Below are 12,847 nucleotides of genomic sequence, written 5' to 3'. Positions count from 1 at the left end.
ATAATCTTATATCTTCTGCCATCCTCCTGGAGTTTCTCAGACTAAATGCTGAGATTGGATGGGGCCAGGGTAATCTCTGGTGTGGATCGGGACCGGGTTGGTACTGGGTTGATACTGGATTGATAGTGAATTGGGACCGGGGAGATACCGGGGAGGTACCGAGGAGATACCGGGGAGCGACTGGATCAGGTCTATACTGATCCTGGCCTGGAACAGGTTTGTATCAGGTGGATATAGGAGCAATCCTGGATTGAACCCCTGCTGAATATAGTATAAGGTTGGCCACAGAAGTTAAGAGGCTCAGGCTATTTTGACGGAGGTGGTAACCGGCAGGTAACTGTCTGGTGTTATAGTAAAACCCCTGGCGATTTGCTGCCAGGGGGTTTTTTATTGGGTACCCGGGTACATTGAGTTTTTAGGTTGAGTAATCGGTCAGGCTTTCCTGGAAGTTTTCGACTAGCTTTTCTGTCTGCTGGATATAGTCGGTCATCTCCTTGATTTTATCGGCATAATCGCTGACTGAGGCGCTCATCTCCTGGGATGAGGCTGAATTTTCTTCGGCGATTGCTGCCAGGGAGTTAAGCTTTTCGATCACTTCGCTGATCTTCTGGGTTTCATTTCTTAAGTTATCGACTATTTCCATGACCTGCTCTGAGGCATCTTCTATATTTTCTGTTGACTCCTGATTGGCTGCAGTTACTTTATCTAAGGCTTTATTGCTCTCTTCAAGATTGCTGAACTGGGAGCTGATGCCATCAACCAGGGCCTGAACTTCTCTGGTGAAACTTTCCAGGTTATGGCGGATCTCTTCCCCGGCTTTATGAGAGTCATCGGCTAAATCTCTGATTTCATCGGCAACGACGGCAAAACCCCGGCTGTCGCCGCTGGACCTGGCGGCCTCGATTGTTGCATTTAAGGAGAGAAGATTGGTCTGCTCGGCTATCTCTGAGACTGTGTCGACTATCTCCATGATCTCCTCGACCTGATGGGAAAGCTGAATTCCCCGGTCGTTGACGTCGCCAAAGGCTTCTTTGATATCATTGATCATCTGGTTGACCTGTTTGACTTCGCCGGCTGACTCTTTGATGCTGGTAACTGCGGCCTCCAGCTGTTCTTTGGACTGGCTGCCGGTCTCGACCAGGTTCTCTATTTCTCTGACATTATTATCGACTATATAGGCTGAGTTTTCGGTCTCTTCGGCCTGTTCGGTGGCACCCTGGGCCACTTCATCGACGACGACTGCGATATTATCTGAGACTCTTTTCATATCGCCGGTGAGATCGACCAGTTCACCGGTAAAGTTGTACATATCATCGGTACCGCCTTTAAGAAAGAGGATATCCTCTCTGACCCTGGCTTTAATTTTGTTGATTTTCTCGAAGACTTCCTCAAATTCGTCGCCTGAGTCGACTGAGATGGTGTTACTTAAGTTCATATCGCCGACTTCATCTAACTCCTGGTTGAGGAGGCCAAATGGCTTAAAGAGGCCTTTCATGACTAGATAGCCGATGCCGCCATTGAGTAGTCCTAATGCCGGTGGCAGCCAGAGCTGGCTGTCGGTGCCGGCCAGGATGAAGCCTATAATTGTTGTAGTGACAGTGACTGCCAGCCCCAGTTTGCTTTCGATTGATTTAAAGATGCCCAGGGAAAGCAGTTTGTTGAAGCTGAAGGTCTTTGAGGTTTTGATCGGTTCTGGAAAGATAACATCTACAACAAGTTCCTGCTGCTCTGAGCTGGTATCCCGGCTGAGCTCATTGACTTTGATATCTTTATCGAAATAGACGCCGCTGCCTTTAAGGAGCCCGAGAAAATAATCGAACATGCCCCGCTTTGAGCGATAGGTGAGCCTGAGGGTATCTTCCTCTGGGATATCCGGGATAATTCTTGGTGGGTTGGCCCCTGGGATCATTTCGGTCAGCTGTTTATGGACTGTATCCATCATTTCAAGAAAGTTATGTAGCCGTCTTCCATCAAAATAGCTTGGAAACCATTCTGAGAATGAGTTGATATTTTCCTGTCCTATCTTCTGCCAGAGCTCGCTGACAGAGGTATTTGCTTTTGCTGCTACTGTGTTGACCAGATCATGGGCCATATCATCCTCAATATTCATCAGGGGTGTAATCATCAGCCCGGTATTCCAGGATGATTCCCGTTTGGCCTCATTGACCAGCTCTTCACCGTGCAGGTTTTCCATTGTCTTAATCCAGGTTGCTACTACTGTTCCTTTCATTAATTCTACCTCCTGTGTGCTCAGATATTTGTTAAAATTACTTTTATGAAAAAATATTAGTAAAAAAGCAGGATTATTTGGTTTATTCGAGAATATAATTTAATGTAACGAATTTAAATACATAATCCTGAAGTTTACATAATTTTAATGTTTCTTTAGGTTTGATTTAGTCTGCTTTACAAAATACTTATAATCTGGAGTGGTACATATTGTTTAAAAAGATTAAGTACAAATTTTTGTTTTCTGTGATAGCTGTTATGGTTATTGCCTTTGCAGTCGTTCTGGCTGTGATGATAACTAACCAGAGCAGTCAGGTTACTGATAATTTTCACCGGGAAGTCGAGCGGGAATTTGAAGTTACAACGATTTCCTCGGCCAGCCCTCTTTATATCAACGACCCTGAACATAATGATTTAGAAAGTGAAGTTAGAGACTTTTTCGAACGCTATCAGTTGCTCCACTTGACGATAGATGATCGCCAGGATGAAAATGTTTTTACCTTTACTAGAGATGATGATTTTGCTGATGTTGCAGCCCTTGAAACAGACGATGACGTATTTCAACAGCAGAATGATATTGTTGCTGCTGATAATACATATCTGGGCCAGATCACTGCCTATTATGATGAGTCTGCAGCCCAGGCAGAGATTGCCAGTTTCAGAAATAATGTTATTTTAGGTTCTTTTATAATTATTCTGCTGGTCAGCTTTACTGTCTTCTTTATTGCCTCAAAGATTACCAGGCCGATTACTGAGGCCAGGGAGTTTGCTGAAAATATCTCCGCTGGCGATCTAAATCAGGAGCAGCTTGCCAATCAATCTAAAGATGAGGTCGGCGATTTGAGCCGCTCTTTAAATCAGATGCAGGGCAACCTTAAGGATATTATTGGCCAGGTTACTCGCTTTGCTGAACGGCTCTCTGAGAGCAGTGAGAATCTGACTGCTAACAGCGAGGAGATCTCTGCCTCTGCCCATGAAGTAACCCAGGCTATCGAGCAGGTTGCCGAAGGTGCCGGGACTCAGGTTGAAAAGATAAATATTACTGACAGTAATATTTCTAATCTGGCTGCTGAAATTGAAAGCCTGACTGAGATGACTGCTGAGATGAATGATCAGGCCAGCAGTATGATTGGCGATATTGAAGCCGGTAATAATTCGATGGGCCATTCGATTGCCGAGATCAATAAGGTTAATAACCAGTCTGAAGAGGTTTCTGCTAAAATTAATGAATTAAGCGAGCTGTCCTTAAAGATAAATGAGATCATTGAACTGATAAATGGTATCTCCCAGCAGACTAATTTGCTGGCTCTAAATGCTGCGATTGAGGCTGCCAGGGCCGGTGAAGCTGGCCGGGGATTCTCAGTTGTTGCCGATGAGATCAGGGAACTTGCTGAGGAATCGGCCTCTGCCACTGAGGAGATCTCGAACCTGATTAAAGAGATTCAGGCTAAATCTGAAGAGGCTGTTAGAACTACTGATCAGACTGAAAAGGTTGTTGATTCCAGTGTTAGCTCTATTAAAGAAACCAGCCAGTCGCTGGACCAGATTGATCAGGCTGCCAGAGCCTTACTTGACCGCCTTGAAAATATTGATAATGCCGCCAATACCATGGAGGATAGCAGCGAAAAGGTTAAGCAGGCTATCCAGGAGATTACGGCCATCAGCGAGGATACAACCAGCCAGACTGAGGAGATTACTGCTGCCAGCGAGGAGCAGTCCAGCTCTACATCTGAGATAGTTGAGGCCTCTGAGAAACTTGCCGAGATGTCCAGGGAGCTTAAGGCTACTGTCGATAAGTTCGATATATAAGTTTATGCTGTCAAGGTGCTAAAACTTGCTTTAAATATTTAAGTGATGCCGGCCGTAACTGGCCGGCATTTTATCTTCATTAGTTGTAGCAATAAATAATTTTTTGCAATTATTTATTAGTGCTGTTGAAAATTTATTGAGCGTAAGTATATTTTACTATACTCTGAGCTAAAAATAAACAGTTTAATCAGGATTTATTGTTAATTCTCAACTTGTGACCTTTTAGTGTGCAGGGTATAATAGATTAAAGGGGGTTAGGCTGATGCTACCTGATAATTATCAGATCGTTAAATTTGAGGAGAAATATTTGCCTGAGCTGGCCAGAATTTTTATTGGGGCCTTTGATGATGGCGTGCTATTTTTTAGCGAGGTTGAGGATACCAGGGTTAAGGCGACCAGGCCTGAAAATGAGCTGGAAACTTCGGCCAGACGGCGGAAGCTAGAGAATGCTGTTAGGGATATCCTGAAGCTTTTTGGCCAGGTCTTTAGCGATGGCTTTCTGGTGGCTGTTGATGAGAATGATAAGCCCCAGGGCTATATTATTGTGATTTCCGGGGTTAAATCTCTCTGGAAAGAGGCTGTCTTTGGCGGCCATATTTTTCGGCTTTTGAGCCGCTGGCTCCAGGGCAAGTATGGCCTGACTCTCTTTGATGTTGGCAGGGTGATTTATAATAAGGTTTATTATATTGCCTTTTCGGTTAGAGGGACTGCTGATGCCCAGATTCTTTCGCTGGCTGTAAGCCCGGAAGCCCGGGGTAAAGGGCTCGGGAGCAGTCTGACCGGGGCTGGCCTTGATTATTTGCGTGAGATTGGGATTAAGCGGGTTAAGCTTGAGGTACGGCCTGATAACCCTGCTGCCAGGCATATTTATGAAAAGCATGGTTTTAAGGTGGTTGGCAAGGCCAATGATCTCCATGATGACTGGTATGTCATGGAGGCTGATTTAAGAGAATAAATAGGTGCCAGGTACCTATATACTTTACAGGGAGGCGATTAATTTATGAAAGTTATGTTAACTCAGGACTGGGATGAGAAATACAGTCAGAAGATAGAAGCTGAATTTGAAGATATTGAGATTGTTAAGGCTTTAGAGGATGATGAACAGCAGAGGGCTATGGAGGATGCTGAGGTTGCTATTGGTTTTCCTGGTGATTTAGATGCCGGCATTCTGGCCGAGGGGCCTGAGCTTAAATGGGTGCAGGCTTTAAGTGCCGGGGTCGATAAGTTACTGGAGCAGCCGGAAGCTGAATGGCTTGCTGAAAATGGTGTGAAGCTGACCAATATGAGTGGATTGCACAGGGATATAATTGCCGAGCATACGATGGCCTTTATTTTGAGTTTTAGCAGACGGCTGCCGGAGCTTTTTAAGCAACAGCAGAATAAGGAATGGAACCGGATTAGTCTAACTGGCCTTAAGGGCAAGCGGCTGCTGGTTTTAGGGCTAGGAAATATTGGCCAGGGGATTGTTGAAGTTGCCAATGCCTTTGGCATGGTTGTCGATGGTGTTAAGAGGAATCCTGATGAAGGTGTGCCAGGGGTTGATAGGATTTATGGCCAGGACCAGCTGCAGGAGGCCTTTGCCGGTGTTGATTTTGCGGTCTCTATTCTGCCCCTAACTTCTGAGACTGAGGGGATGATTGGGGCTGCTGAGTTTAAGGCGATGCCTGAGTCAGCTTACTTTATTAATGTTGGCCGGGGGCCTGTTGTTAACCAGGATGAGCTGCTGGCAGCCCTTGAGTTTGGCGAGATTGCCGGGGCCGGCCTCGATGTATTTGAGGAGGAACCGCTGCCGCCGGAATCCCCTTTTTATAAGCTGGATAATGTGATTATTACGCCTCATCTTGCTGGAAGTTTCTCCGGTTATTATGAACGGGCAACTGATATGTTTATTGAGAATATCAGGCTTTATCAGGCTGGTAAAGAGATGAAGCGGCTTGTTAATTATGAGGCCGGTTATTAGAATATATTTTAGGCCTGGAGTTATTAGCTCCAGGCTCTATTAATTTTTGTATTAATTTTTACTGAATTTAAAGATATCCTGCCAGTCCTCTATGGGGAAGCCGGAACCGATGGTTTCTGAGAGTTCTTTTAGGTTTTTCGGCCTGGCCAGGAGGACTTTTTCTGCCCGTTTTTTGCCGAAGCCTGGAATCTGTTCCAGTTCGATCAGGCTGGCCTGATTGATATAGAATGGATAGGGCAGGGCGGTTATTGAGCGGTAACCGTAATCGATTACCTGGACTGAGATTTCTTCCTTGCTCAGGTGATCGCCAGGGATGCCGATTAAAATAGGATAACTTCCAGGTCGGCGGCCATAGGTCAGCCGGCCTTTTTTAATTTCTGGCCAGACTCCTTTGATGACTGTGCCTGTTGGGAATACCTGCTGGAGCATTGGTTTGTTGATTTCTTCGTTGACCTGGCGCTTAAATTCTTTGAAACGGCGGCTATCTACCTGGCTGGCCTGATAGCTGCCCAGGGGATTGACCTGGCGGATATTGATTCTTCTAAGCATTAAGCCAGCTTCTTTGATTCTTCTGAGATACTGGAGGTTATGCTGATAGGTCTCTGCTCTTTCGCCCTTTAGGCCGGCCAGGAAGTTTAGTCCTGGCAGTAATTTCGGGATGCCGTTGACACGCTGGCCGCCGATCTCGTTAATCCGCTCGATTGCCCTGAAGGTCAGTTCAGGGTCGGTATCGATGTTGTTGGCCTTTAAGACCTGGTGATCTGCTGATTCCAGGCCAAAGGCGGCGACATCGCCTGGGGTGTTGTACTTGCAAATGATATTTAAAAGTCTTCTAGCTTCTGTCGGATCTTTTCTACCCAGGGGGCCTGGGTTGATATTATCAAGATGGAGGACTTTTAGATCGGGATCGGCCTCTCTGATGCCGCTATAAAGCTCTTCTAACCAGGGATAGGCCAGGAGATCGGTCTGGCAGCCCAGGCGGTAATTATGGACACCGGTTGCTGCTATTGCCTTAACTTCGGCCGCTATGGCCTCTGGCTTTCTCTGATAATGGATCTGCTTTAGCTGCTCGCTGCAGAATTCACAGTGCTTGCTTCTGGGGCAACCCCGGAAGGTTTCCAGCTCTGCCAGTAATTTAGGATGGCCTGGATGGGCTTTAAAGATCTGGCTGCCGGTGATTGCCCAGTCTGAGATGGCTGCTGCTATTTTCTCCTGATTTTTACTGTTAATTACTGGCTGGTTTTGCTGATCCTGGAGGCGATTATATAGTTCTAAAGGGGCCAGCTCTCCGGTGATGATATCATAGTTTTCTGCCAGAACTTGCTGGCCAGGCAGTTGCTCCCAGACCAGGGTTATTGGGCCGGCCAGGACTCTGGTCGGGTATTTTAGGTTCTGGCCAATCTCTTTGATTTCGGCCAGGCTCAGGGGCTGGCCGCCGAGATAATGGCCTGGTACTGTTGTTCCGGCCAGGATTATTACGAGATCATATTCTTCAAGATCGGCGATTGTTTTGCTGTCTCTATATGAATCGGCGGTAAGGTAGTTGATCATCTTCTCTGGTATGCCACCGGCCAGCAGGGCACCATAGAGATATCTGGCATGGGGCGAAATATATGGCGGCACGCCAAGACAGGATGGTTCATCCAGGTAGCCATCCAGCAGTAATGTTTTTATGTTTTGGGTTGGGTCAGGCATATTAAAACTCCCCTTATCTTCTCACTTTAAAATCTCCTGTTTTTATCAAATCTACTGCTAACATTTTCCATCTAAACACCTCATTGAATATTTGTTAATTTATAAATATTTTAGCGACTTATTATATTATATATTATATATCCATCTTTTTAAAGCGGCTTAAGGCCAGGCCATAGAGGCCGGTATTTAATATAATCAGTAATGCTGTATCTATTGTGGGAAAACTGCCGGTTACGTAATAATCTGCCAGATTGGCCCAGTAATAATAGAAGATATTGTATAGAGGTGTTAGATTTGCGGCAACCCAGAAAGCTAAAATTATTGCCAGACTGAAGATACCTGATTTAACCTGATCTTTTAATAGTAATGATAGGTTAACTGTTAACAGGAAAGCTACCAGCAACTTAAGCCCCAGGGGAATCAAGGCAATTATAAATCTAAATAAGTATATTTCTCTACCCTGAAAACTGGCAAATAATCCTAAGTAGACAGTTAAAATAATCATGAATGCGGTCATAATAAATATTTGAAAGCCTAATTTTTTCTTGAATAGCTCAGTCCGCTTAATAGGTCTGGCCAGTAAAAATGGCAGGGTACCGTCCTGGAATTCACTACCAATAACTCCCATTCCAAGGAGTACAGCCAGTAAAGTACCATACTGAGCCAGGCTGCCATCAAACCAGCTATCAGCCAGATAATAATGAAAGTTTAACTGCTGTTCCATCCCGCCGGTCATCCAGTCAGGCAACTCATCAAGAATTCCTAATTCTAAAGTTCTTTGCACCATAGGATATTGTAATACCAGGATTGTAGCTGTTACCAGGAGAAAGGCTGAGACTATTAAGACTTTCCAGCGATTATTAGCCCATTCCTTTTTAAGTAATAGTTTGTATTTATTCAGACTCATCCTGTCGACCTCCTTCGATTAGCTCATGAAAGATATCAGCTAAATCTGGTTCTTTGATTTTTAGGGAAAGATATGGTATTTCTGAAAGTCTGTAAAGTATGTTAGCTTCATCTTTTGAGTAGTTTATAATAAATTTCTTATCTTCTAAAGTTATTTGATTGATTCCATGAATTTTATCAAGACCTAAATCTCTTTTTTTCAGATCTTTCTGAGGCACAAAGATTATTTCTTTATTGAAATTAGGAAGTTCTTCCATTTTTAAATCAGCTAATTTTTTACCCTGATCAAGCAGAATAATTCTGTCAGCTAGCTGACTAATTTCGCTAAAATTATGGCTGGTAAAGAGTAAATTTATATTTTCTTCGTCTTTATACCAGCATAATCTGGCCAGAAGCCTCTGCCTGACAAGAATATCAAGCCCTGAAGTCGGCTCATCAAGAATTATTAAATCCGGATCATTAACTAAAGCTGCAGCAAGTTTGACCAGTTGCAGTTGGCCTCTAGAGAGCAGTTTTATCTCTTTATCCAGGTCAATACCTTCTTTTCTAATAATGTTTAATGCTTTATCTGGATCAATATCTGTATTATATAAACTAGCTGCCAGCTCAATCGTCTCCCTGACAGTTAAATTAGGATAAAGATTATAATCTCCACTTAAATATGATATTTTTTCTTTTACTGCCGGGTGCTTTGTTGGGTTCTGGCCAAATAACTTGATATTGCCTGAAGTTGGCTGATAGAGGCCTATCAGCAGTTTTATTAATGTTGTCTTACCGGAACCATTTTTACCTAGAATAGCCACTGTTTCATTCAGGGACTGACTAAAGCTTATGTTATCAATCACAGTCTGCCCATCAAACTTTTTGCTTAAGTTTTTCATTAGAACAGCTGGTTTGCGATTAACTAAATCCATTACTATCACCTGATTCCTTTTATTTTCTCGTTATTAATACATTATTCAATATAAAAAGAAATATCCCTGCCTGAAAACGGCAGGGAGAGGCAGACAGTTAACCAGACTGATGTCTGATTAAGGTTGACAGCTATTTATTAAATTTATTTGGTGGATAATTATATGATTATATATATTAGACCATGTGTTGATAGGCATCTTCTTTAAATTTCTGCTCAAAGGTGTCGAGATGGTCAAAACTATAACTTAGACCCAGCTTTTTAGCCAGCAGATTGGCAGTGATTCTGCCTGATTCATAGATCGTTGGCAGGCCGCTGCCTGGATTTGTTCCGCCACCAACAAGCCAGATATTCTCAAATTCTTCAAAGTCATTATGGGGCCTAAAGATGAGCATCTGCCTGAGATTATGGCCCAGGTTAAAGGTTGCTCCATAACCGACATTCATCTGGGTTTCCCAGTCCTTTGGAGTTATCATCTTTTCGACTTTGATATGATTTCTAATGTCAGTGATCCCTGCTCTTTTTTCCAGGAGATCCAGCATCTGTTCTTTAAAGGATTCTGCTTGATTATTCCAGTCAATTTTACCCTTTAAATTTGCTGTTGGAACCAGCAGATACATGGCTGAATGACCTGGAGGTGCCAGGGTATCATCTGTAGCTGTCGGGTTCTGGAGATAAAATGATGGATCTTTAGAGAGCACTTTATCTGACTCGATCTCAAGGAAGTTTTTCTTGTAATCTTCAGCTATAAAGACGTTATGGTGATTTAAGTGATCATAGCTTTCATCCAGCCCTAGATATAGCATAAAGGTGGAGCAGGAATAATTCTTTTTATCGAGTCTGCTATCTGAATACTTGTTGCGCTTTTCATTTGGGATGAGGTTCTGCATGGCCCAGGAGAAATCTGCATTTAGCACGATCTCATCGTATTTATGGGTCTTACCATCTATTATAAGACCGGTTGCTTTCTGGCCATTTATTTTTATTTCATCCACTTCTGACTCTAAAGCTATCTCACCGCCGAGTTCTTTAAAGAGTTCGGCCATGGCTGTTGCCAGCTGGTTTAGGCCACCTGTAACATGATAGACACCCCATTTGTATTCGGTATAGGGTAAAATACTGAACATTGAAGGACAGTTAAATGGCGACATTCCAAGGTATTTAGACTGGAATGTAAAGCCGACCTTCACCCTATCATCGTCAAAATATTTTCCTAAATCATCCCAGAGGCTCCGCTGGGGATTTAAGACTTTTAGCAATCTAAAGATATCTTTATTTAAGAGATCGGTAAAGGAATTATAGGGACGCTGCAATACTGGCAGGGTATAGCGCATCTTTTTTTCGTTATCTTCCATATAGCGGTCATAGCCAGCGGCATCTTCAGGATTTATGCTGGCGATAGATTCCCTGACTTTATCTCTGTGGAATGATGGTGTCATTGTTTTGCCATCTGCAAACCAGAGTTTATAGTATGGGTCCATCATCTTTAATTCTACATAATCATGGAGGTTTCTGCCTGTAGCTGCAAAGATCTCTTCCAGAATAAAGGGCATCATGAAAAAGGTTGGGCCAATATCAAATTTATAACCACCTTTTTCCAGGTAGCTATTTCTGCCGCCAACTCTATCCATTCTTTCATGGATCGTTACGTTAACTCCTTTATCTGCTAATAGTATTCCTGCTGCCAGACCTCCTGGCCCGGCTCCTACTATTCCAACTTCTGTCATCAAATATCACTCCTTATCCTTGATCATATCTCTTACCTGCTGGCCAGATAGAACTACCATTGGCATTCCTCCGCCTGGGTTGACTGAACCGCCGGTAAAGTAAAGGTTTTTATATTTATGGCTTTTTTTAGGGGCTTTAAAGCCTTTATTCTTTGATTTATCAGAAACTACACCGTATATAGCTCCATAATTTGAATAATAATTGAGCTGAATATCCTCTGGTAGCCATTCATCTTCAACTATAATATGTTCTCTGAGATTATCAAGCCCATTCCGCTCCAGCTTATCAAGGACCCTCTCTTTTAAGCTGTCATACTCCTCTCTGCTAAAGCTGCCTCTGCCTAGATGGGGAATATGAGGCAGAATCTTTATATTCTCGCAACCTTCAGGGGCCTGAGCTGTGTCAGTCTGGCTTGATGCTACCAGATAAATTGTTGGGTCTTCTGGCAGTTTATATTCCTGAAAGACTGAGGCAAAGTGCTCTTTAGGGTCTTTAGAGAAAAAGAAATTATGATGGGCAAGATTATTATAACGGCGATCAACTCCTAAATGGAGAACATAGCCGGAACAGGCCGGCTCAAATTTCTGATATTTATTTTCTATCTCTGGTTCGACCAGCAGATCCCTGTAAAAAGGAATAACTTCCATATTAGAAACTATATAATCGCTTTTAATTAGCTGGCCATTTTCAAGAATAACTCCATCTATTTTATCTCCAGTTTTTTCAATGCCAACGACCTCGCTGCCGGTGTTAAGTTCAAGGTTGTCAATACCGGCAGCTAACTGCTGGAGGGCTTCTGAAATTCTAAAGAGGCCGCCAGGCACATACCAGAGTCCGTATTTGTATTGGATATAGGGCAGCATATTTAAAACTGCCGGAGCTTGATAGGGCGATGAACCAACATATTTTATAAAAAAATTATAGATATGCTGCAGATAAGGATTATTAATTCTTTTTGCAACGCCATCTGCCATTGTTGAAAAATAATCAAGACCACGAAAGGCTTTTATCGGTCCATAATATTTTAGAACCTGGCCCAGGGTATCAAGGCCTTCAGCAAAATAGCCTTCTTCTACTAAATCACTGATGCCACCTGCATAATCGAGATAATTTTTGATTTCTTCAATATCTTTAGAGTCTAAATCTTTGTTTTCTTCAAGCATCTCTCCAAGATCTGAATAAAGGTCAATAACTGTTCCATCTTCAAAAAATGAGCGCCATTCTAAATCTAATCTCTGGATTTCTAAAAAATCACCCATATCCTGGTTGTGGAGCTCAAATAATTTCTTGAAGATATGGGGCATTGTCAGGATTGAGGGGCCCAGGTCAAATGTGAAACCATCAATAGTATCCTGGTTGAGCTTGCCTCCTAAATGCTGGTTTTTCTCAAATAATCTGACCTGATGCCCATCTGCAGCCAGGGATATGGCTGCTGAAAGGCCTCCAAGTCCACCACCTACAACTGTGATAGTTTTTGCCATAAAGGTTACCCCTTCCTGAAATTTAAATAGCTACTATTATATAATCTTTACCATAATGGTGTATTAATTGTATAAATATATACGTTATAATAATATATTCTTTATATATTGATAAACTCCTGCATA

General features: G+C 43.0%; 9 protein-coding genes. 3 read left to right on the top strand and 6 right to left on the bottom strand.

Annotated elements, in window-relative coordinates; translation table 11 throughout:
• Positions 1-415 precede the first annotated feature (415 nt).
• A complete protein-coding gene (locus I0Q91_RS12260; protein ID WP_270454881.1) occupies positions 416-2,230 on the bottom strand; it encodes a heme NO-binding domain-containing protein in 1,815 nt (604 codons plus the stop codon).
• 209 nt (positions 2,231-2,439) lie between these two features.
• Here I0Q91_RS12260 and I0Q91_RS12255 point away from each other — a divergent pair, with 209 nt between their 5' ends.
• The 3 genes from I0Q91_RS12255 to I0Q91_RS12245 all read left to right on the top strand — a co-directional run bounded on the left by I0Q91_RS12255 (position 2,440) and on the right by I0Q91_RS12245 (position 5,998).
• Positions 2,440-4,038, top strand: coding sequence for a methyl-accepting chemotaxis protein (locus I0Q91_RS12255; RefSeq protein WP_270454880.1), 1,599 nt, complete (start codon positions 2,440-2,442; stop codon positions 4,036-4,038).
• Positions 4,039-4,300: 262 nt separating this feature from the next.
• Complete coding sequence (locus tag I0Q91_RS12250; protein ID WP_270454879.1) at positions 4,301-4,993, top strand: GNAT family N-acetyltransferase; 693 nt, start codon at positions 4,301-4,303, stop codon at positions 4,991-4,993.
• 45 nt (positions 4,994-5,038) lie between these two features.
• A complete protein-coding gene (locus I0Q91_RS12245) occupies positions 5,039-5,998 on the top strand; it encodes a D-2-hydroxyacid dehydrogenase (RefSeq protein WP_270454878.1) in 960 nt (319 codons plus the stop codon).
• 51 nt (positions 5,999-6,049) lie between these two features.
• Here the strand turns inward: I0Q91_RS12245 and I0Q91_RS12240 are convergent, their stop codons facing one another.
• The 5 genes from I0Q91_RS12240 to I0Q91_RS12220 all read right to left on the bottom strand — a co-directional run bounded on the left by I0Q91_RS12240 (position 6,050) and on the right by I0Q91_RS12220 (position 12,721).
• Positions 6,050-7,693, bottom strand: a complete 1,644-nt coding sequence (locus tag I0Q91_RS12240) for a radical SAM protein (RefSeq protein ID WP_270454877.1) — start codon at positions 7,691-7,693, stop codon at positions 6,050-6,052.
• A gap of 133 nt (positions 7,694-7,826) precedes the next feature.
• Positions 7,827-8,600, bottom strand: a complete 774-nt coding sequence (locus I0Q91_RS12235) for an ABC transporter permease subunit (RefSeq protein ID WP_270454876.1) — start codon at positions 8,598-8,600, stop codon at positions 7,827-7,829.
• The gene (locus tag I0Q91_RS12230; protein ID WP_270454875.1) at positions 8,587-9,513 is read right to left on the bottom strand and encodes an ABC transporter ATP-binding protein; all 927 of its coding nucleotides are present in this window, start codon (positions 9,511-9,513) and stop codon (positions 8,587-8,589) included. The genes I0Q91_RS12235 and I0Q91_RS12230 overlap by 14 nt, the downstream gene beginning before the upstream one ends.
• A gap of 175 nt (positions 9,514-9,688) precedes the next feature.
• Positions 9,689-11,239, bottom strand: coding sequence for a phytoene desaturase family protein (locus I0Q91_RS12225; RefSeq protein WP_270454873.1), 1,551 nt, complete (start codon positions 11,237-11,239; stop codon positions 9,689-9,691).
• Positions 11,240-11,245: 6 nt separating this feature from the next.
• On the bottom strand, positions 11,246-12,721 hold the full coding sequence (locus I0Q91_RS12220; protein ID WP_270454871.1) for a phytoene desaturase family protein: 1,476 nt from the start codon (positions 12,719-12,721) through the stop codon (positions 11,246-11,248).
• Between the last annotated feature and the right edge of the window lie 126 nt (positions 12,722-12,847).

Origin of the sequence: Halonatronomonas betaini (genome assembly GCF_015666175.1) — a bacterium.
In the GTDB taxonomy this organism is placed as follows: domain Bacteria; phylum Bacillota; class Halanaerobiia; order Halanaerobiales; family Halarsenatibacteraceae; genus Halonatronomonas; species Halonatronomonas betaini.
This window is presented reverse-complemented; position numbering and strand designations above follow the sequence as displayed.